Raw genomic sequence first — 21,203 nt, forward strand, 5'->3', positions numbered from 1 at the left:
GCGGGGAGAACACAACGATGACCACCGCAGAGCCCACTGGTCTCGCGACACCGGCCAAGACCGGCCCCGGCTCACCGGCGCCGGCCCCGAGGAAGCCCACGGACAGCGGCCGCGAGGGCAGGACCCTCAACGTCTTCTCGCACGCCTTCCTCGTCCTCTGGGCGGTGCTGGCGGCGGGCCCGCTCATCTGGGCCTTCCTGAGCGCCTTCAAGACCTCCGGCCAGATCCTGGAGAGCCCCTGGTCGCTGCCGGACACCTTCACCTTCGAGGCCTTCGTCCGGGCGTGGACCAAGGCGAACATCGGCCGGTTCACCCTGAACTCGCTGATCGTGGTCGTCCCGTCGGTCCTGGGCACCATGCTGTTCGGCTCGATGGCCGCCTACGTGCTCGCCCGTTTCGAGTTCCCGGGCAACCGCTTCATCTATTACCTGTTCGTCGGCGGCATGACGTTCCCGGTGATCATGGCGATCGTCCCGCTGTTCTTCGTACTGAAGAACCTCTCCCTGCTGAACACGCCACAGGGCCTGATCCTGGTCTACATCGCCTACTCGCTGCCGTTCACGACCTTCTTCATGACCGCCTTCTTCCGGACCCTTCCAGGGTCCATCGCGGAGGCGGCCATGATCGACGGGGCCTCGCATTCCCGGGTCTTCTTCCAGGTCATGGTGCCGATGGCCAAGCCGGGTCTGATCAGCATCGGCATCTTCAACTTCCTGGGGCAGTGGAATCAGTTCATCCTGCCGCTGTCCCTGAACACGGAGGACCCCGACAGCTACCTGCTCACCCAGGGCCTGGCGACCCTCGCCGTGAGCCAGGGGTACAAGGGCGACTGGTCCGGGCTCTTCGCCGGTCTCACCATCGCCACGCTGCCGGTGCTGGTCGTGTACATGGTCTTCCAGCGCCAGGTCCAGGCCGGCCTCACAGCGGGCGCCCTCAAGTAATCCGGGAAGCTACCAAGCGCCCGCCGGCATCCCGCCGGCGGGCGCTTCGGCATGCGCCGGCGCCTTCCGCCACGCTCAAGGTCTTGACGGGTGGCAACCCGAAAGGCTCATCTTAGAGTTCACATGTTGGAGAAAGAGGAGAGTCAATGGAGACTCCGGGGTCGCAGACGTCACTGCACCGGGCCAACCTTGAGCGGGTCGTACGCGCCGTGCGCATGGCGGGCTCGCTCACCCAGGCAGAGATCGCCAGATCCACAGGGCTCTCGGCAGCCACGGTCTCCAATATCGTGCGCGAGCTGAAGGACGGCGGGACCGTCGAGGTCACCCCGACCTCCGCGGGCGGCCGCAGGGCGCGCAGCGTCTCGCTCAGCGGCGACGCGGGCATCGTCATCGGCGTCGACTTCGGTCATACGCACCTGCGCGTCGCCGTCGGCAACCTCGCCCACCAGGTCCTCGCCGAAGAGGCCGAGCCGCTGGACGTGGACGGCTCGGCCGCCGAGGGCTTCGACCGGGCGGAACACCTGGTCAAGCGGCTGATCGCGGCGAGCGGCATCAGCCAGGACAAGGTGATCGGCGTCGGCCTGGGCGTACCGGGACCCATCGACGTGGAGTCCGGCACGCTGGGCTCGACGTCCATCCTGCCGGGCTGGAAGGGCATCAACCCGAGCCAGGAGCTGTCCGGGCGCCTCGGCGTGCCCGTGTACGTCGACAACGACGCCAACCTCGGCGCGCTCGGCGAGCTGGTCTGGGGCAGCGGGCGCGGGGTCAAGGACCTGGCGTACATCAAGGTCGCGAGCGGTGTCGGCGCCGGCCTGGTGATCAGCGGCCAGATCTACCGCGGGCCGGGCGGCACGGCCGGCGAGATCGGGCACATCACGCTCGACGAGTCGGGTCCCGTGTGCCGCTGCGGCAACCGCGGCTGCCTGGAGACCTTCACCGCCGCGAGGTACGTCCTGCCGCTGCTCCAGTCCAGCCACGGCGCCGATCTGACCATGGAGCGCGTGGTGCAGCTCGCCCGCGAGGGCGACCCTGGCTGCCGCCGGGTGATAGGGGACGTCGGCCGCCACATCGGCAGTGGCGTGGCGAGCCTCTGCAACCTTCTGAACCCCAGTCGGGTGGTGCTGGGAGGTGACCTGGCGGAGGCTGGAGAACTGGTGCTCGGGCCCATCCGCGAGTCCGTCTCCAGGTACGCGATCCCCAGCGCCGCCAGGCAGCTCTCGGTGGCTCCGGGGGCGCTCGGCGGAAGGGCCGAAGTGCTCGGCGCTCTCGCTCTCGCACTGAGCGAAATGGGAGATTCGACCCTTCTTGACGGCGCACTGCCGGTCCGGGTCCCGTCTTCAATTAGATAACGAATGGCACCGTTGTCATCTCGTTAAGGATTTACTCCTTGACGCTGCCAGCGGCGCGGAGTTGACTTCCAGCCACCTCGGCCGCAACGACGCGGCCTCGTCAGGGAGGTTCCAAGAAATGAACACGCGTATGCGTCGTGCCGCCGTGGCCGTGGCCGCCACCGCAATGGCTGCCTCACTCGCCGCTTGTGGCAGCGCCAAGGAGTCCGGTGACCCCGCCAAGGAGACCGGCGCGAAGAAGGGCGACGATCTCAAGATCGGCCTGCTCCTTCCGGAGAACCAGACCGCGCGTTACGAGAAGTTCGACAAGCCGCTGATCGAGAAGAAGATCAGCGAGCTCACCAACGGCAAGGCGGAGCTCGTCTACGCCAACGCCAAGCAGGACGCCACCACCCAGACGCAGCAGATCGACACGATGATCACCAACCAGGTGGACGCGCTCATCGTCGACGCGGTGGACTCCAAGGCGATCGCCGGTGGCGTGAAGAAGGCCAAGGACCAGGGCATCCCGGTCGTCGCCTTCGACCGTCTCGCCGAGGGCCCGATCGACGCGTACACCTCCTTCGACAACGAAGAGGTCGGCCACGTCCAGGGCAAGGCTCTCCTGGAGGCGCTCGGCGACAAGGCCAAGGACGGCCAGATCGTCATGATGAACGGTGCGATCACCGACCCGAACGCCGCGCTGTTCAAGAAGGGCGCGCTCGCCGAGCTCAAGGGCAAGGTGAACATCGGCAAGTCGTACGACACCAAGGAGTGGAAGCCGGAGAACGCCAACGCCAACATGGAGGCCGCGATCTCGGCCCTCGGCAAGGACAAGATCATCGGCGTCTACTCCGCCAACGACGGCATGGCGGGCGGCATCATCACCGCCCTCAAGGCCGGCGGCTTCAGCAAGCTCCCGCCGGTCACCGGCCAGGACGCCGAGCTCGCCGGTGTGCAGCGCATCGTCGCGGGTGAGCAGTTCATGAGCGTCTACAAGCCGTACGCCCCGGAGGCCGCCGCCGCGGCCGAGATGGCCGTCGCGCTCGCCCGTGGCGAGAAGGTCGACTCCATCGCCAAGGAGAAGACGGACAGCCCGACCAACAAGGGCATCCCGTCCGTGCTGGTTCCGGTCGTCTCGCTGACCAAGGACAACATCAAGGACACCGTCATCAAGGACGGCGTCTACACGGTCGCCGAGATCTGCACCCCCAAGTACAAGGCCGCCTGCGACAAGCTCGGCCTGAAGTAAGCCCTGAGTAAGGCCTAAGCAGGCCCTAAGCAAGGCCCCCGGGTTCACACCCCCTGAAGCCTGTACGGCGCCCCGCCCCTTCTCAGCCCCCGCTATCGGGCGGGACGCCGTACAGAAACGCTTCTCCCCTCTGTTCGCTTCTGCTCAACCGTCGCGCCTCCTCCCGGCGCGGCATCCCGCCGGTCAGGCGGCGAAGGAGATGGTTCACGTGTCCGCTACGCCCGTGCTGGCGTTGCGCGGGGTCTCCAAGCGGTTCGGTGCCGTTCAGGCGCTCACCGACGTAGAGCTTGAGGTCCACGCCGGTGAAGTGGTCGCCCTGGTGGGCGACAACGGCGCCGGAAAGTCCACGCTGGTCAAGACGATCGCCGGCGTGCACCCCATCGATGACGGCGTCATCGAGTGGGAAGGCAGCACCGTCCGGATCAACCGGCCGCACGACGCCCAGAACCTGGGCATCGCGACCGTCTATCAGGACCTCGCGCTGTGCGACAACATCGATGTCGTCGGCAACCTCTACCTCGGCCGGGAGCTGCGCAAGCGCGGCATCCTCAACGAGGTCGAGATGGAGCGCCGCGCCCTCGAACTGCTCACCACGCTGTCGATCCGCATCCCCAGCGTGCGCATCCCGATCGCCTCGCTCTCCGGCGGTCAGCGCCAGACCGTGGCCATCGCCCGCTCGATGCTCGGCGAGCCGAAGCTCGTCATCCTCGACGAGCCCACCGCGGCCCTCGGCGTCGAGCAGACCGCCCAGGTCCTCGACCTCGTCGAGCGGCTGCGTGAGCGCGGCCACGCGGTGATCCTCATCAGCCACAACATGGCGGACGTCAAGGCCGTCGCGGACAAGGTGGCAGTGCTCCGGCTGGGCCGGAACAACGGCGTCTTCGACGTCAAGTCCACCTCGCAGGAAGAGATCATCTCCGCCATCACCGGTGCCACGGACAACGCCGTGACCCGCCGTGCGGCGCGCAACGGGGAGGCTCAGAAGTGAGCATCGACAAGTCCTCCACCCCCGGCGACGGCCACGTCGTCGAGAACCCCGAGGCAGCCCACGACGCGGTCACCGTCGTCGACCCCCGGCTGCTCGTCCGCGAGCGCGGCTTCGCCGGTTACGTCTCCGAGTTCAAGCGCAAGCTGCACGCGGGTGACCTCGGCTCGATCCCCGTGGTCATCGGCCTCGTCCTCATCTGCGTGATCTTCCAGGGCCTGAACTCGAACTTCCTGTCCGCGCAGAACCTCAGCAACATCGCCGTCACGATGGTGGCCACCGGCATGATGGCCGTCGGCATCATCTTCGTGCTGCTGCTCGGCGAGATCGACCTGTCGGTCGGTTCGGTCAGTGGCGTCTCCGGCGCCATCGTCGCCGTACTGAGCGTCACGCACGGCATGAACGAGTGGCTGGCGGTGCTCGTCGCGGTCGTCAGCGGCGCGGCCATGGGCGCGCTGCACGGCTTCTTCTTCGCCCGGGTCGGCGCACCGGCGTTCGCCGTCACCCTGGCCGGCCTGCTGTTCTGGCTCGGCTTCATGCTCCAGCTCCTCGGCGACCAGGGCACCATCAACCTGGACAGTGACGGTGTGGTCGGCCAGCTGACCACCTATTACTTCTCCGACGTGGCCGCCGCCTACGGCCTGGCGGCTCTCGCGGTGGCCGGTTTCTTCCTGTCGTCCTTCTTCGACAACCGCCGCCGTGAGGCCGCCGGGATCCCGTCCCGGCCGCTGGTCGACACCGTGCTGCGTACGGCGCTGCTCGCCGTGGTGGCCTTCGCCGCCGCGATCATGTTCAACCAGTACAAGGGCCTGCCGCTGGCACTGGTCCTCTTCCTGGTGGTGCTGGTCGTGACGGACTTCGTGCTCCGGCGCACCGCGTACGGCCGCAAGATCTTCGCGCTCGGCGGCAGCGTCGAGGCGTCCCGCCGTGCCGGCATCAACGTCACCGCGATCCGCATCTCGGTCTTCTCGATCGCGGGTACGTTCGCGGCCGTCGGCGGCCTGTTCTGGGCCTCGAAGATCGCGGCCGCCAACCAGAGCGCCGGCGCCGGTGACCTGCTGATGAACGTCATCGCGGCGGCCGTCATCGGCGGCACCAGCCTGTTCGGCGGCCGCGGCCGGACCTGGAACGCGCTGCTCGGCGTCATGGTGATCGTCTCGATCCAGTACGGCCTGGCCCTCGAAAGCATCGCCACGCCGATCCAGTACATGATCACCGGTGGTGTTCTGCTGGCGACCGTCGTGATCGACTCCGTCACCCGAAAGACGCAGAAGACCGCGGGTCGCGCCTGACCGCCTTGTCACAGCCGTGCCCGGCACCGGATTCCGGTGCCGGGCACGGCTGTGCGTACGGCCGCCCCGTCGTCGCGTGACTTAGAACGCACCACGCGACCACCGCCCGATGCGGACAGCCGTCGGCGGAACATTAGACTCGACAGACCGGCAAGCAGACAGTTCAACTGCAAGGAGGCACGGGTGGCGCTGCTGACCCGCATTACGGGACCGCGCGATCTGGACGGGCTCACCCCGGAGCAGCTGGACCGGCTGGCCGCCGAGATCCGGACATTTCTCGTGGACGAGGTCTCCAAGACCGGCGGACACCTGGGGCCCAACCTCGGTGTCGTCGAGCTGACGATCGCTCTGCACCGTGTCTTCGAGTCGCCGAAGGACAAGATCCTCTTCGACACCGGACACCAGAGTTACGTCCACAAGCTCCTCACCGGCCGCCAGGACTTCACGAAGCTGAAGATGAAGGGCGGCCTCTCCGGCTACCCCTCGCGCGCCGAGTCCGAGCACGACGTCATCGAGAACTCGCACGCCTCCACCGTCCTCGGCTGGGCCGACGGCCTCGCCAAGGCCAACGAGGTCCTCAAGAAGGAGGACCACCACGTCGTCGCCGTCATCGGCGACGGCGCGCTCACCGGCGGCATGGCCTGGGAGGCGCTGAACAACATCGCCGTCGCCAAGGACCGCCCGCTCGTCATCGTCGTCAACGACAACGAGCGTTCGTACGCCCCCACCATCGGCGGCCTCGCGAACCACCTCGCCACGCTCCGCACCACCGACGGTTACGAGCGTTTCCTCGCCCGCGGCAAGGACCTCCTGGAGCGCACGCCCGTCGTCGGGAAGCCGCTCTACGGGACGCTGCACGGCGCGAAGAAGGGCCTCAAGGACTTCATCGCCCCGCAGGGCATGTTCGAGGACCTCGGCCTGAAGTACGTCGGCCCGATCGACGGCCACGACATCGAGGCCCTGGAGTCCGCACTCCAGCGCGCCAAGCGCTTCGGCGGCCCCGTCATCGTGCACTGCCTCACCGAGAAGGGCCGCGGCTACCAGCCCGCCCTCGCGGACGAGGCGGACCGCTTCCACGCCGTCGGCAAGATCCACCCCGACACCGGCCTGCCGATCGCCTCCTCGGGTGTCGACTGGACCTCGGTGTTCGGCGAGGAGATGGTCAAGCTCGGCAAGGAGCGCGAGGACATCGTCGCGATCACCGCCGCGATGCTCCAGCCGGTCGGCCTCGACCGGTTCGCGAAGGCCTTCCCCGACCGGGTGTACGACGTCGGGATCGCCGAGCAGCACGGCGCGGTCTCCGCGGCGGGCCTGGCCACCGGCGGCCTGCACCCCGTCTTCGCCGTGTACGCGACGTTCCTCAACCGGGCGTTCGACCAGGTCCTGATGGACGTCGCCCTGCACAAGTGCGGCGTCACCTTCGTCCTGGACCGCGCGGGCGTCACCGGCACCGACGGCGCCTCGCACAACGGCATGTGGGACATGTCGATCCTCCAGTGCGTCCCGACCCTGCGGATCGCCGCCCCGCGCGACGCCGACCAGGTCCGCGCCCAACTGCGCGAGGCCGTCGAGGTCGACGACGCGCCCACCGTCGTCCGCTTCTCCAAGGGCGCGGTCGGCCCGGCGGTCAAGGCCGTCGGCAAGGTCGGCGGCATGGACATCCTGCGCAAAACGGACGACGGTACGGCCGACGTGCTCCTCGTCTCGGTCGGCGCCCTCGCGCCGATGTGCCTGGAGATCGCCGACCTCCTCGACAAGCAGGGCATCACCACGACCGTCGTCGACCCGCGCTGGGTCAAGCCGGTCGACGAGGCGCTGGCGCCGCTCGCCGAGCAGCACCGCGTCGTCGTCACCGTCGAGGACAACAGCCGCGCCGGCGGCGTCGGCTCCGCGATCGCCCAGGCGCTGCGGGACGCGGGCGTCGACGTACCGCTGCGCGACTTCGGCATCCCGCCGCGCTTCCTCGACCACGCCTCCCGCAAGGAGGTCATGGCCGAGATCGGTCTGACGGCGCCGGACATCGCCCGCCAGGTGACGGGTCTGGTGGCCAAGATCGACGGCCGCCTGGAGGACGAGCCGGCCGAGGCCGCGCGCGACTGACACGCCTTCATATACGGGGGAAAGCCCGCCCGGAGCAGCCGCTCCCGGCGGGCTTTTCGTTTGGCACACCCCGTTTCGATACGCCAAAAGGGTCAACTCGCAGGGCCGTGACGCATACCGGTCCGTGCCTCCCATCGGGTGAAACCGGGCGGCGGTCCTCGTGGGAAGTGACCGGTTCACTCACGATCATGACTGAAACTCGCTCACTTCAAGGTTGGGCGAACAGCCGACAGTCGGAGGTACGCCGGTGAGTACGCAGCACGACCCAGGGCCAGCCAAAGAGGGCATGTTCCGGACGAAGACGGTCGAGCAGTCGATCCGCGACACGGAGGAACCGGAGCACGAGCTCAAGAAATCCCTCTCCGCGCTGGACCTGACGGTCTTCGGCGTCGGGGTCATCATCGGCACCGGCATCTTCGTCCTCACGGGCAAGGTGGCCAAGGAGACGGCGGGCCCCGCGACCGCACTCGCCTTCGTCGCCGCCGGCGTCGTCTGCGCCCTCGCCGCGCTCTGTTACGCCGAGTTCGCCTCCACCGTCCCGGTGGCCGGTTCGGCGTACACCTTCTCGTACGCCTCCCTCGGCGAGCTCGTCGCCTGGACCATCGGCTGGGACCTGGTCCTCGAATTCGCACTGGGCACGGCGGTGGTGGCGGTCGGCTGGTCCGGCTACGTCCGCTCGCTGATGGACAACGTCGGCTGGAGCATGCCCGAAGCGCTCTCCGGACCCGAGGCGGCCGACGGATTCGGCTTCGACCTGCTGGCGTTCGTGCTGGTGCTGCTGCTGACGGCCATCCTGGTGGTCGGCGTGAAGCTGTCCGCACGGGTCACCGCGGTCGTCGTCGCCATCAAGGTGGGCGTGGTCCTCATCGTGATCATCGCGGGCTCCTTCTTCATCAAGTCCGACAACTACTCGCCCTTCATCCCCGACTCCGTGAAGCAGCCCGCCGGATCGGGCTGGGACGCGCCGCTGGTCCAGCTGATCTTCGGTTACGAGCCCACCAACTTCGGCGTCATGGGCATCTTCACCGCCGCCTCCGTCGTCTTCTTCGCCTTCATCGGCTTCGACGTCGTGGCCACCGCCGCCGAGGAGACCAAGCTGCCGCAGCGCGACATGCCGCGCGGCATCCTCGGCTCGCTCCTCATCTGCACCCTGCTCTACGTCGCCGTGTCGATCGTGGTCACCGGCATGCAGCACTACAGCGAGCTCTCCGTGAGCGCCCCGCTCGCCGACGCCTTCAAGGCCACCGGGCACCCCTTCTACGCCGGCACCATCAGCTTCGGCGCCGCGGTCGGCCTCACCACGGTCTGCATGATCCTGCTGCTCGGACAGACCCGGGTGTTCTTCGCGATGAGCCGCGACGGACTGCTCCCGCGGTTCTTCTCCGTCACGCACCCGAAGTTCCGCACCCCCTACCGCCCGACCATCCTGCTCGGCGTGCTCATCGCGATCATCGCGGGCTTCACCAGCCTCGAAGAGCTCGCGACGCTGGTGAACATCGGCACGCTCTTCGCGTTCGTCGTCGTCGCCCTCGGCGTGATCGTCCTGCGCCGGACCCGGCCGGACCTGCACCGGGCGTTCCGCACCCCGCTGGTGCCGCTGGTCCCGATCCTCTCGGTGGCCGCCTCGCTGTGGCTGATGCTCAATCTGCCGACCGAGACGTGGCTGAGGTTCGGAATCTGGATGGCGGCGGGGTACGTGCTGTACTTCGCGTACGGCCGAAGCCACAGCCGGCTCGGCCGCGCGGGTGACAACGCCAAGTACTAGTCCCGCTCACGTCAAGCACGGCACTTCAGGCACAGCCCCGGCTCCGTATGTCCCGCCCCGCTGCGGACTGCGGGGCCGGATAGCTTGGCGAGCATGCTCACGCGGCAGCCGGCTTCCTCACCACCGCCCCCCTCGTCACAGACCGCCTCACCGCCGTCCGTGTCCGCGCCGGTGCTGCCCCGCCCGAGGCCGGTCACCGGCGCCCGTCCTGCCGCGCCCCCCTTCTGGCGGAGCCTGCTGCCCGCCCTGGTGCTGCTGGCCCTCCTCACCCGTCTCCCGTCCTTCCGCCACCCCCTGTGGAACCCGGACGAGGGCTATCTCGCCGTACAGGCAAGGATGCTGGCCGACGGGGGAGTGCTCTACGACACGGTCGTGGACCGCAAACCGCCCCTGCTGCCCTGGCTCTACGAGACGGCCTTCGGGCTCTTCGGCGACGAGTCGCTGCTGCCACTGAAGCTGGCCGCCGTCGCCGCCCAGCTGCTCACCGCGGCGCTGCTCGCGTCGATCGCCCGCCGCCGCTGGGGCGACGCGGCGGGACGCACGGCGGGCGCCCTCTACCTGCTCATCTCCATCGGGCTCAACCCCGAGGACGCGCAGGCGGCGACGTTCGAACTCTTCATACTGCCGTTCACGGTGGCGGCGGTGTGGTGCGCGGACCGGGGCCGCTGGTGCGGCGCGGGCGTGGCGGTCGCGGCGGCGTTCCTGACGAAGCAGACGGGCGGCGCCGCCCTCGTACCGGTCCTGTGGCTGCTGTGGCAGAACGCGCAGACCCGAAGTGCCCTGTTCCGTACGGCCTTCGGCTTCTTCCTTCCCGTCCTGTACGCCGCACTGCTCACCGGGCCGCACCGCTTCCTCTTCTGGACGGTCACCGGTTCGGGGACGTACGCGTCTTTCACCGGCTCAGAACTGCACGTCCTCTTCCGGGGCCTGGCGAACACCCTCATCCTCGCGTTCGCCTGCGCCGGGATCGTCCCCCCGGTCCTGCGCGCCCTGCGCGTCGCCAGGACCGGCGCGGCCGACCTGTGGCTGTGGCTGCTCACCGCCGCGGGCGCAGTGATCCTGGGCTTCCACTTCTTCGGCCACTACTACCTCCAGCTCATGCCGCCGATCGCCCTGCTGGCCACGGGCGCGCTCCAGCTGCTTCCGGCGCGGCGGGCGGCCGGGGCGGTCGTCACCTCGGCCTGCACCTGCGCCGTGTTCCTGGCGTGGGGTCTGCTGGCACCCCGGCCCGAGCTGGCGCACGTACAGAAGGTCGCGAAGGCGGTGAAGGTGCGTACGGGACATCAGGACCGGGTGCTGGTCTGGGGGATACACCCCGAGGCGTACTGGCTCGCGGACCGCGCGCCCGCCAGCCGCTACCTCACGGCGGGCCTGCTCACCAACTACAGCGGCGGCCGCAACGGCCCGCAGGTCGGCGAGAAGTACGCGATGGCGGGCTCCTGGGCCGTATTCCGCAGCGAAATGGTGGCCGGGCCGCCCGCCCTGATCGTCGACGACTCACGCGGCAAGCCCTTCGCACCCGAGCGCGTGCCGACGCTGCGCAGGCTGCTGGCGGGCGGGTACGAGGAGCTGACGACGGTCGACGGAGCGGTGCTCTACGTACGCTCGTCCTCGGTGCCGTCCCCGCCACCCCGCTGAGGCCGTACGGTGCGCGGCCCGGCGCACTGGGCGCCGTACGCCTCCACGCGCCGCCTGAGCTCACGGTCGGCGGTGACGACAAGCACGGCGGCCCCCTTGCCGGCCTCCTCCGCAACCACCTCGACGATACGGTCGTCGCCGCTGCCGGGCGCGGACTCGACCCGTACGCCGGGCACGGGGGCCACGCCACGGGCGGCGCCCTCGACGACGAGTACTACATCAAGGGGGCCGAGGGGCCCGGGATGGCCCGGGATGCCCTTCTCGGCGTACACCTGGAGGTGGTCGCGCAGCCGTTCGGCGGCCCCGCGGCGGTCGCGCCACCAGCCGTCGGGCACAGATCCGACGACATTGGCGGCGTCCACGACGACCAGAGTTCTCATACCATCCTCATAGCACGAGCGCGACGCGCGAGACAGTCGCCACCAGGCAAAAACGCTATGCTTGTTCGAAATCACGGAGAACCCGAAAAGCCGATGTACAGAAGGTTGGCCTGACGCCATGAGGCCGCGGAACGCGCGTAGGACCGAGCGAATTTCCCCGCCCCTGTCGGGCCCCCCGCCCGCGACCGGCCCAGAGACCAGCAACTGGCTGCTGCGCGGCAAGGACGACCGTCTCACCGCGTACGCCCCCACCGAGGGCGGGCTGCTGCGCTGGACGGAGACCGCCCCGGGCGGCCCCGAATGGACCGGCCCCGACTTCTTCCCGGCCCCGGACATCGAGAACCTCACCCTCGCCCAGGGCAAGGACGGCTACGTGCACTTCATCGGCCGGCGCCGCAAGGGCGAGGCCGTGGACATCGTGCACGCGATCCAGTACCAGACCGGCCGCCCGCTGACGGCCTGGCACTCCCTCGGCAACCCGTACAAGACGGACGAGCGGGGCCTCAAGGTCGGCATCCCCGCCGCCACCGTCAACGCGGCGGGCTCGGTGCACGTCTTCGTACGCAACGCGGGGCGCGGCATACAGATGCGCCGCCAGGCCGCGAACGGGAAGTGGGAAGGCTGGAAGGACCTGCGCGGCAGCAAGGCCCACGACGGCCCCACGGCGGTCGCCACCTCGTCGGGCGCGGTGGAACTGCTGGTCCCGGCGGAGGGCAAGGTCCTGCGCTGGACGCAGGAGAAGCCCGGCGGCGACCTGACGCAGGCGCAGGACATCCCGCTCACCCCGGCGGTCCGTACGGTCACCGGCCTGGAGACCGCCGACGACGTCATCACGTACTACTGGAACGACCCGGACTCCAAGGGCATCACCGCCCACCGCCCCGGAGAGGACGCCATCCCCCTCTCCGGCACGCCCGCGGACAGCCCTGTCGCCGCCCTGCGCGCCGAAATCGGCGGCCACGACTGTACGGTCCTCGCCCACCGCGGCAGTGACGGCCGGCCCGTGCTGGCCGCCTGCGTGACGCACGCCGAGGCCGACGGCGTGTGGTGGACCGCGACGGGCGAGGAATGCGTGGGCGCACCGGCGCTGGCGGTCGACGCGACCGGCCGCGTGGTCCTCGCGGTGATCGGCCGTGACGGCGCCCTGCACGTGGCCCGCCAAAAGCCGGAGGAGCAGGGCCTGGCCCTCGCGGCCTGGACCCGCGCCTGACCGGCCACTCCCCAGACGCAACTGAGCCCGGTACACCTTCCGGTGTACCGGGCTCAGTTACGTACAGCAGCGGTTACGCCGGGACGCTTGCCACGCCCTGGGGCAGGAACTTCTTGCCGTTCACTCGCTCCGAGTAGCCTTCGCGGTCCAGGTACGGCGTGATGCCGCCCAGGTGGAAGGGCCAGCCGGCGCCCGTGATCAGGCAGAGGTCGATGTCCTGCGCCTCGGCGACGACACCCTCCTGGAGCATCAGGCCGATCTCCTGCGCCACGGCCTCCATGACGCGGGTACGGACCTGCTCCTCCGTCAGGACGGTGTCGCCCTGCTTGAGGAGAGCCGCGACCTCGGGGTCCAGCTCGGGCTTGCCCGAGTCATAGACGTAGAAGCCGCGCTTGCCGGCCTTGACGACCGCTGCCAGGTTCGGGGACACCGTGAAGCGGTCCGGGAAGGCGCGGTTCAGGGTCTCCGAGACGTGCAGACCGATGGCCGGGCCGACCAGCTCAAGGAGCACCAGCGGGGACATCGGCAGACCGAGCGGCTCGACGGCCTTCTCGGCGACCGCGACCGGGGTGCCCTCGTCGATGGTGTTCTGGATCTCGCCCATGAAGCGGGTGAGGATGCGGTTCACCACGAACGCCGGGGCGTCCTTGCAGAGCACAGCGGTCTTCTTGAGCTTGCGCGCGACACCGAAGGCCGTGGCCAGCGAGGCGTCGTCGGTCTGCTCGCCGCGGACGATCTCCAGGAGCGGGAGGATCGCGACCGGGTTGAAGAAGTGGAAACCGACGACCCGCTCGGGGTGCTTCAGCTTCGACGCCATCTCGGAGACCGACAGCGAGGAGGTGTTGGTGGCGAAGATCGCGTGCGCCGGAGCGACCGCCTCGACCTCCGCGAACACCTGCTGCTTGACGCCCATCTCCTCGAAGACGGCCTCGATGATGAAGTCCGCGTCCGAGAAGCCCTCGGCCTTGTCCAGCACACCGGTGACCAGGCCCTTGAGGCGGTTGGCCTTGTCCTGGTTGATGCGGCCCTTGCCGAGCAGCTTGTCGATCTCGGCGTGGACGTAGCCCACACCCTTGTCGACGCGCTCCTGGTCGATGTCCGTCAGTACGACCGGCACCTCCAGGCGGCGCAGGAACAGCAGCGCCAGCTGCGAGGCCATCAGGCCCGCGCCGACGACGCCCACCTTGGTGACCGGACGCGCCAGCGACTTGTCCGGCGCACCGGCCGGGCGCTTCGCGCGCTTCTGGACCAGGTTGAAGGCGTAGATGCCGCTGCGCAGCTCGTCGCCCATGATCAGGTCCGCGAGTGCCTCGTCCTCGGCGTCGAAGCCGGCGCTCAGGTCGCCGTCCTTCGCCGCCGCGATGATCTCCAGCGCGCGGTACGCCGCCGGGGCAGCCCCGTGCACCTTCGAGTCGGCGAAGGCCTTGCCGCGCGCCACGGCCTGGTCCCAGGCCTCGCCGCGGTCGATCCCGGCGCGCTCGACCGTGACCGAGCCGTTCAGCACGGACGCGGTCCAGATCAGCGACTGCTCCAGGAAGTCCGCGCCCTCGAAGATCGCGTCGGCGATCCCGAGGTCGAAGACCTGCTTGCCCTTGAGCTGCTTGTTCTGGTTGAGCGAGTTCTCGATGATGACCGAAACCGCGCGGTCGGCGCCGATCAGGTTCGGCAGCAGCGCGCAGCCGCCCCAGCCGGGAACCAGGCCGAGGAAGACCTCGGGCAGGGAGAAGGCGGGCACGGCGGAAGACACGGTGCGGTACGAGCAGTGCAGGCCGACCTCGACGCCGCCGCCCATCGCCGCACCGTTGTAGTACGCGAAGGTCGGGACAGCGAGCCCGGACAGCCGACGGAAGACGTCGTGACCGCCCTTGCCGATGGCCAGCGCGTCCTCGCGGCGCTTCAGCAGCTCGACGCCCTTGAGGTCGGCGCCGACGGCGAAGATGAACGGCTTGCCGGTGAGGCCGACACCGACGATGGAGCCCTCGGCGGCCTCCTTCTCGACCTGGTCGATGGCGGCGTTCAGGTTCGCCAGCGACTGCGGACCGAAGGTGGTCGGCTTCGTGTGGTCGAAGCCGTTGTCCAGCGTGATCAGCGCGAACCGGCCCGCACCTGCGGGCAGTTCGAAGTGCCGTACGTGGGCGCTGGTGACGACCTCGTCCGGGAACAGCTCGGCCGCCCCCTTCAAAAGCTCAACGGTGGTGCTCACTTGCTGCCTCCGGCGTCCTTGTGGTTCGGGTTCTCCCAGATCACGGTGGCGCCCATGCCGAAGCCGACGCACATCGTGGTGAGGCCGTAGCGGACCTCCGGCTGCTCCTCGAACTGCCGCGCCAGCTGGGTCATCAGGCGTACGCCGGAGGAGGCCAGCGGGTGACCGTAGGCGATCGCGCCGCCGTACTGGTTCACGCGGGCGTCGTCGTCGGCGATGCCGTAGTGCTCCAGGAACGCGAGGACCTGGACGGCGAACGCCTCGTTGATCTCGAAGAGGTTGATGTCCTCGATCGACAGACCGGCCTTGGCCAGCGCCTTCTCGGTCGCCGGGATCGGGCCGTAGCCCATGACCTCGGGCTCCACGCCGGCGAAGGCGTAGGAGACGAGGCGCATCTTCACCGGGAGGTTGTGCTCGCGGGCGAAGTCCTCGGAGGCGATGATCGAGGCGGTGGCGCCGTCGTTGAGACCGGCCGCGTTACCGGCGGTGACGTTGCCGTGGACGCGGAACGGCGTCTTCAGGTTCGCCAGCGACTCCATCGTGGTGCCCGGACGCATCGGCTCGTCGGCGGTGACCAGGCCCCAGCCGGTCTCGCCGGCTTCCGCGTTGGTACGACGCACCGAGACCGGCACCAGGTCCTGCTGGATCTTGCCGTCGGCGTACGCCTTGGCGGCCTTCTCCTGCGAGCGCACGGCGTACTCGTCGGTGCGCTGCTTGGTGATGCTCGGGTAGCGGTCGTGCAGGTTCTCGGCGGTCATGCCCATGAAGAGGGCGGACTCGTCGACCAGCTTCTCGCTGACGAAGCGCGGGTTCGGATCGACGCCCTCGCCCATGGGGTGGCGGCCCATGTGCTCGACACCACCGGCGATGACGGCGTCGTACGCGCCGAAGGCGATCGAACCGGCCAGCGACGTCACGGAGGTGAGCGCGCCGGCGCACATGCGGTCGATGGAGTAGCCCGGGACGGACTGCGGCAGACCGGCGAGGATGCCGGCGGTACGGCCGAGGGTCAGGCCCTGGTCACCGATCTGCGTGGTCGCGGCGATGGCGACCTCGTCGATCTTCGCGGGGTCGAGGCCGGGGTTGCGGCGCAGCAGCTCCCGGATGGCCTTCACGACGAGATCGTCGGCGCGGGTCTCGTGGTAGATGCCCTTCGGGCCCGCCTTGCCGAACGGGGTGCGGACGCCGTCGACGAAGACGACATCCCTGACGGTACGAGGCACGATTGGCTCTCCTCCAGGGTGCGGGGTGGCACTGCTGCACGCATGTACACGCCGCGTGGGCGTGCCGCGTACCGTCCATGCTACTTGCGGGTAACCAAGCTGCCCACCCCCCACGGCGGGAGCGGCGAAGGTCACACGACGAAGCCCCCGGCCGCGGGCGGTCGGGGGCTTGCTTCATGGCGTCGAACAGGCCGCGATCAGGTGGCCGCCGTCACGGCCAGTGCCTTGGTCAGCAGCGGTGCCACCCGCTCCACCTGCCACTGGCGTGCGCCGTACGACACCAGCGAAGCCGCCACCGCTTCCGACGTCGCGTCCTTCGGCGGCTCCCAGCAGACCCGGCGCACCGTGTCCGGGGTGATCAGGTTCTCCTGGGGCATGTTCAGCTCCTCGGCCAGCGCCGAGACCGCCGCCCGTGCGGCCGACAGGCGGGCCGCCGCCGCCGGGTCCTTGTCCGCCCAGGAACGCGGCGGGGGCGGGCCGGTCACGGCCGCTCCGGGCTGCGGAAGTTCCGAGTCCGGCAGCACCTTGGCGCGGTCGACGATTGCCTGCCACTGCTCCAGCTGCCGGCGCCCCATGCGGTGACCAAAGCCGGGCAGCACGGACAGCGCCTGTACGTTGGCCGGCACGGCCAGCGCCGCCTCGACGATCGCGGTGTCGCTGAGCACCTTGCCGGGCGACACGTCACGCCGCTGGGCGATCCGGTCCCGGGCGTTCCACAGCTCGCGCACGATCGCCATCTGGCGTCGGCGGCGCACCTTGTGCATCCCCGACGTACGGCGCCACGGGTCCTTGCGGGGCGGCGCGGGCGGGGCCGACGCGATGGCGTCGAACTCCTGCCGGGCCCACTCCAGCTTCCCCTGCCGGTCGAGCTCCTTCTCCAGCGCGTCGCGCAGGTCGACGAGCAGCTCCACGTCGAGCGCGGCGTAACGCAGCCAGGGCTCGGGCAGCGGGCGGGTGGACCAGTCGACGGCGGAGTGGCCCTTCTCCAGGGCGTACCCGAGGACGGACTCGACCATCGCGCCGAGCCCCACACGCGGGAACCCCGCGAGCCGGCCCGCCAGCTCGGTGTCGAAGAGCCGCGTGGGCATCATGCCTATTTCGCGCAGGCACGGGAGATCCTGCGTGGCGGCGTGCAGGATCCACTCGGCGCCGTCGAGGGCTTCGCCCAGGCCGGACAGGTCGGGGCAGCCGACCGGATCGATCAGCGCGCTGCCCGCGCCTTCGCGGCGCAGCTGCACGAGGTAGGCCCGCTGTCCGTACCGGTATCCGGACGCACGCTCGGCGTCGACGGCCACGGGGCCGGTGCCACGGGCGAAAGCTGCGATGACCTCGTCGAGGGCTTCCATGGTCGCGACCACCGGCGGAATGCCCTCGCGAGGCTCCAGCAAGGGAATCGGCGCCGTCTCGACGTCATCGTCCAGGGGGGCGCCCCCGGGGTTTCGCAGGTCTGGGTCTGCTGCGGTCTCTTGGGCGTCGGTCACGTGTAAAGGGTATCTGCCCGAACGAACGCCTGACCTGCACTCCTGCACGAAGATGCGGTTGACCTGGGAAAATCAGTCTCAACAGGACTCAGCTTTTCTCGGTACTTCTCGGGGCGGAGTGCCCCAGAAGTGCCCTAAGCGAACGCTCAGTGAGAAGGTGATCTCAAATGAATGACACCGACCAGGATCGCAAGACCGCCCTCCGGGTGGACGTGATCCGCCGGTTCATGGAGCTGACAGACAATGTGTGCTGGGAAGGCAACAGCGACCTCGGCGACCCGCAGACCCTGGAATACATGCTCTCCGAGCTGGGCGTCGAGCGCTGCGCAGAGATCGCCACCGCCCGCCTGCGCGTCCTGGAAAGCGCGGCGCAACTCGCCAGCGCACTCTGAGGCTCAACCCTCTGGCCTTGCCCCCCTGCCGCGCCGCGCCGCCACGGTCACGGCAGGGAGAGGTCTCATTGGTCGCGTACGACGATCGCGAACGACGTCCGGATACGCCGGAACGACTTGTGCCCGCTGCGGCCCGTGTGGCTCATGCACTCCACATCGACCGCAGCCGGATCCGTCGAGGGGGTCGCCTCCCAGTTGCACCACCCGCACTCAGCTTCAAACGTCACGTCGGTGTCGGGGTGCTCCGCGATCCGGTGTAGGGCGTAGCGGTATGCTGCGCGCAGAACCGTCACGCGTGCCTCCCAACGGAGTGGTTTCGGATCTCGACGTTGCAGTCCGTCACACGCGACCAGTCCCAGGCCGTCACTGCCTCGGCGCGTTCCTTGACAAGGGCCCTGCACACGTCGCACCTGGTATCCGGTTCCGGGGGCTCAGGGGGAAGGGCCAGATGGACGGGGGGCGCCATAATGGTCTTGGGCTCGCTCATGAACTGGACGCTAGAGACCCGTAGTTGGCCACTGGTAGGCGATATTCTCGATTATTCTCCCGCAGAGCCCTGTGATGCATCGACATTCGTTCGCGGTGGCCTACATCCTGTGAGCCGAGGGGGCTTCACACGAGAGGGGCAGATCACATGGCACGCAGGTTGCGCTTCAACGGCACGGGCAGTGGTGGCACCGGGTGTCCGTCTGTACACGAAGATCTCGGAAGCCGGGAGGTCATCGTTCACGGCCCGCCGCTCACCGATCCCCAAGACATCGCGCAGCTTCAGCATTTGTCCGAGGGCGAGGTAGCCGTCGTGGTGCCGCGTGACCTCCTAGTGGACTACGCACCGAAGGACGCTACCCGCTTGGCGAGGATCATTGACCTGGTCGAGTTCGAGGAACTGTTCAGGACCTTCAAGTACACGGCCTGGCGGCTGGAGACCCGCAAGCGGTACGCGAGCGACGAGACCACGGACACCTACCGGCAGTTCATCGAGACCGGCACCGCACAGTGGGATCTCGACGACCCGTACTGCACGATGATCCGAGCGCAGACCGAGCAGGGTAAGCGAGTCGAGCGAGTGCGTATCGTCGACAGTCCGCCGACCACCGGCCAGCGCTACCTTCTCGACAACGCGAAGCGGAACAGCGCTCTGGGAGAGGACATTCGAAACCTGTGGCGCGCGGACGCCGAACGGCTGCATCTGCCCGTAGAGGACGTCTGGATCTTCGACTCGCGGCTGGTCGCCAAGCTGAATTTCGACGACGATGACCAGCTCGTGGACGTCGAACTCATCACAGAGCCCGCAGAGGTCGTGCGGTGTTCGCTGGTGCGCGACGCCGCGTGGCATCACGCCGTCCCGTACGAGATGTTCGCGGCTGGACTGTCCGCGCCCGAGTAACAGTGAGCGTGTGTAACCGGTGAGCACGGACTACCAGCAGGCACGCGCCGCACTCGGGGTGAGACTCAGGGAACTCCGCACCTCGTGCCCCGGCGGCCGGCTCACCGGTACGCACCTGGCCGAACGGCTCGGCTGGACACAGTCGAAGGTCAGCAAACTGGAGAACGGCCGACAGACCCCGACGGCCGACGATCTTCGGTCATGGGCGGAGGCAACCGGCCAGCCTTGGACGAACGACGAGCTGCTGGCGCGGCTCAAGGGCTTCGAGTCCCACATCCGTTCATGGCGGCGACAGCTCGCGTCGGGCCACCGCCCAGTACAGGACACCTGGAACGAACTGGTCACCGAGACCTCGGTCATCCACGAGTGGGAGCCCGCCATGGTGTCGGGCATGCTCCAGACGGCCGACTACGCGCGGCATGTCTTCATCCGGTACGCGGAGCTTCAGAACTCGGTGCACGACACCGAGGAGGCCGTCCGCTCCCGCATGAAGCGGCAGGAGTGGCTCTACCGGCCGGGTAAGAAAATCCACGTCCTCCTGTGGGAGGCCGCTCTGCGCACCTTGGTCTGTCCGCCATCGGTGCTGGCCGCCCAGTTGGACCGCCTCACAGGGATCGTCGGAATGGACACCGTCGCGCTCGGGGTCGTCCCGTTCGGGGCACCGCTGAAAATCGCCCCCGCCGACGGGTTCTGGATCTTCGACGACCGGCTCGCCGTGACGGAGGACTGGCACGCCGAGCTTTGGCTCGACGACGCGGACACCATCGCCACCTACGGACGGGTGTGGCGGACGCTAGAAGAGTCCGCCGTATTCGGAGCCGACGCCCAACGCGTAATCGCGCAAGCGCGCCGAAGCCTTTGAGGGGCCGAGGCTCACTGCGGCACACAGTGGCAGTGACTATGCTGAAAAATATCCCAACCTTGTGGGGAAGGGGTCGCGATGGACCAGCAAGAACCGAAGATCATCAGCCTGGAACAGTTCGAAACATTGCGTACGTGGATTTACAACCTATCCACGAAGGACTGGGCTAATCGGAACCTAAAGCCGAAGGAAACCTTTAATGAGGCGCTGAACATCTGCAATCTACTGAAACTCAGCGTGATCATTAACGGCCTGGAGGATTGGAACAAATTTCAGCCCACGGAGCGCAAACCCAACGATTCATGACATGCGCTAAAGTATTATCGCCAGAAATTCTCCTCGCGGAGAGAAAGGGCGACGGCGCGTCTCCGGCGGTCACTGTGCGTACGCGGCGGCGACCCGCCCCCCTGCCCCGCCCGACGTCATGTCAGCTCGGGCCGACAGCCCATGCGGTGGCGGCAGTCATCCAGCATACCGCGCCTGCCATGCGAGTGGAGCCCCACGGGGGCCTCAATGGGGCCCCATCCCACACCACCTACGCAACCAGCACGGAGGGAGCGCACAGGCGCCACCAGGGGGCCCCAACCGTGGGCCTTGAGCGGTGAGCTGCGGCCCCATGGGATGGGACCCAATCAGGCAGGTACGGCATGCGGTGCTGGAGGCACAGAACAGCGCGCCCAAAGGCCCGATAAGCCCTACGCCCTAGCCGACCAGCAACGGGGCCAGTCATGCGCACCGCCAAAGGGGGTGGGGCCCACGGGGGC

General features: G+C 68.6%; 18 protein-coding genes. 13 read left to right on the top strand and 5 right to left on the bottom strand.

What is annotated here, in order from left to right; all coding sequences use genetic code 11:
* The first annotated feature begins 17 nt into the window (after positions 1–17).
* The 8 genes from J7E96_RS23310 (at position 18) to J7E96_RS23345 (ending at position 11,301) form a co-directional block, all read left to right on the top strand.
* A complete protein-coding gene (locus tag J7E96_RS23310; RefSeq protein WP_215133618.1) occupies positions 18–941 on the top strand; it encodes a carbohydrate ABC transporter permease in 924 nt (307 codons plus the stop codon).
* Positions 942–1,087: 146 nt separating this feature from the next.
* A complete protein-coding gene (locus tag J7E96_RS23315; RefSeq protein WP_215133619.1) occupies positions 1,088–2,290 on the top strand; it encodes an ROK family transcriptional regulator in 1,203 nt (400 codons plus the stop codon).
* A 118-nt stretch (positions 2,291–2,408) separates the two neighbouring features.
* The gene (locus J7E96_RS23320) at positions 2,409–3,521 is read left to right on the top strand and encodes a sugar ABC transporter substrate-binding protein (RefSeq protein ID WP_215133620.1); all 1,113 of its coding nucleotides are present in this window, start codon (positions 2,409–2,411) and stop codon (positions 3,519–3,521) included.
* A 199-nt stretch (positions 3,522–3,720) separates the two neighbouring features.
* Complete coding sequence (locus J7E96_RS23325; protein WP_215133621.1) at positions 3,721–4,509, top strand: ATP-binding cassette domain-containing protein; 789 nt, start codon at positions 3,721–3,723, stop codon at positions 4,507–4,509.
* Entirely contained in the window at positions 4,506–5,798 is a 1,293-nt protein-coding gene (locus tag J7E96_RS23330) for a sugar ABC transporter permease (RefSeq protein ID WP_215133622.1), read from the top strand. The genes J7E96_RS23325 and J7E96_RS23330 overlap by 4 nt, the downstream gene beginning before the upstream one ends.
* A 183-nt stretch (positions 5,799–5,981) precedes the next feature.
* On the top strand, positions 5,982–7,898 hold the full coding sequence (gene dxs / locus J7E96_RS23335; protein WP_215133623.1) for a 1-deoxy-D-xylulose-5-phosphate synthase: 1,917 nt from the start codon (positions 5,982–5,984) through the stop codon (positions 7,896–7,898).
* A 286-nt stretch (positions 7,899–8,184) separates the two neighbouring features.
* Entirely contained in the window at positions 8,185–9,663 is a 1,479-nt protein-coding gene (locus tag J7E96_RS23340; protein WP_215133624.1) for an amino acid permease, read from the top strand.
* Positions 9,664–9,756: 93 nt separating this feature from the next.
* Positions 9,757–11,301, top strand: a complete 1,545-nt coding sequence (locus tag J7E96_RS23345) for a glycosyltransferase family 39 protein (RefSeq protein ID WP_215133625.1) — start codon at positions 9,757–9,759, stop codon at positions 11,299–11,301.
* Here the strand turns inward: J7E96_RS23345 and J7E96_RS23350 are convergent.
* Positions 11,259–11,681, bottom strand: a complete 423-nt coding sequence (locus tag J7E96_RS23350; RefSeq protein ID WP_215133626.1) for an NTP pyrophosphohydrolase — start codon at positions 11,679–11,681, stop codon at positions 11,259–11,261. The genes J7E96_RS23345 and J7E96_RS23350 overlap by 43 nt on opposite strands.
* Positions 11,682–11,799: 118 nt before the next feature.
* On the opposite strand from J7E96_RS23350, the gene J7E96_RS23355 reads away from it, so the two are divergent.
* Complete coding sequence (locus J7E96_RS23355; RefSeq protein WP_215133627.1) at positions 11,800–12,891, top strand: hypothetical protein; 1,092 nt, start codon at positions 11,800–11,802, stop codon at positions 12,889–12,891.
* Positions 12,892–12,964: 73 nt separating this feature from the next.
* Here the strand turns inward: J7E96_RS23355 and J7E96_RS23360 are convergent, their stop codons facing one another.
* The 3 genes from J7E96_RS23360 to J7E96_RS23370 form a co-directional block, all read right to left on the bottom strand.
* On the bottom strand, positions 12,965–15,094 hold the full coding sequence (locus tag J7E96_RS23360; RefSeq protein WP_215133628.1) for a 3-hydroxyacyl-CoA dehydrogenase NAD-binding domain-containing protein: 2,130 nt from the start codon (positions 15,092–15,094) through the stop codon (positions 12,965–12,967).
* A complete protein-coding gene (locus J7E96_RS23365; RefSeq protein WP_215133629.1) occupies positions 15,091–16,317 on the bottom strand; it encodes an acetyl-CoA C-acyltransferase in 1,227 nt (408 codons plus the stop codon). The genes J7E96_RS23360 and J7E96_RS23365 overlap by 4 nt, the downstream gene beginning before the upstream one ends.
* Before the next feature lie 197 nt (positions 16,318–16,514).
* A complete protein-coding gene (locus J7E96_RS23370) occupies positions 16,515–17,798 on the bottom strand; it encodes a ribonuclease D (RefSeq protein WP_215133630.1) in 1,284 nt (427 codons plus the stop codon).
* A gap of 167 nt (positions 17,799–17,965) precedes the next feature.
* Here J7E96_RS23370 and J7E96_RS23375 point away from each other — a divergent pair, with 167 nt between their 5' ends.
* Positions 17,966–18,190, top strand: coding sequence for a hypothetical protein (locus J7E96_RS23375; RefSeq protein WP_215133631.1), 225 nt, complete (start codon positions 17,966–17,968; stop codon positions 18,188–18,190).
* 65 nt (positions 18,191–18,255) lie between these two features.
* On the opposite strand, the gene J7E96_RS23380 is transcribed toward J7E96_RS23375, so the two are convergent.
* Positions 18,256–18,483 carry a hypothetical protein gene (locus tag J7E96_RS23380; RefSeq protein WP_215133632.1) on the bottom strand — a complete coding sequence of 76 codons (228 nt, stop codon included), beginning with the start codon at positions 18,481–18,483 and terminating at the stop codon, positions 18,256–18,258.
* A 341-nt stretch (positions 18,484–18,824) separates the two neighbouring features.
* On the opposite strand from J7E96_RS23380, the gene J7E96_RS23385 reads away from it, so the two are divergent.
* From J7E96_RS23385 to J7E96_RS23395, 3 genes are all read left to right on the top strand, one after another.
* Positions 18,825–19,577, top strand: coding sequence for a DUF6879 family protein (locus tag J7E96_RS23385; RefSeq protein ID WP_215133633.1), 753 nt, complete (start codon positions 18,825–18,827; stop codon positions 19,575–19,577).
* Between the two features lie 19 nt (positions 19,578–19,596).
* The gene (locus J7E96_RS23390) at positions 19,597–20,439 is read left to right on the top strand and encodes a helix-turn-helix transcriptional regulator (protein WP_215133634.1); all 843 of its coding nucleotides are present in this window, start codon (positions 19,597–19,599) and stop codon (positions 20,437–20,439) included.
* Between the two features lie 78 nt (positions 20,440–20,517).
* Positions 20,518–20,745, top strand: coding sequence for a hypothetical protein (locus J7E96_RS23395; RefSeq protein ID WP_215133635.1), 228 nt, complete (start codon positions 20,518–20,520; stop codon positions 20,743–20,745).
* The last annotated feature ends 458 nt before the right edge of the window (positions 20,746–21,203 follow it).

The organism is Streptomyces sp. ISL-96 (assembly GCF_018614035.1).
Classification (GTDB): Bacteria; Actinomycetota; Actinomycetes; order Streptomycetales; family Streptomycetaceae; genus Streptomyces.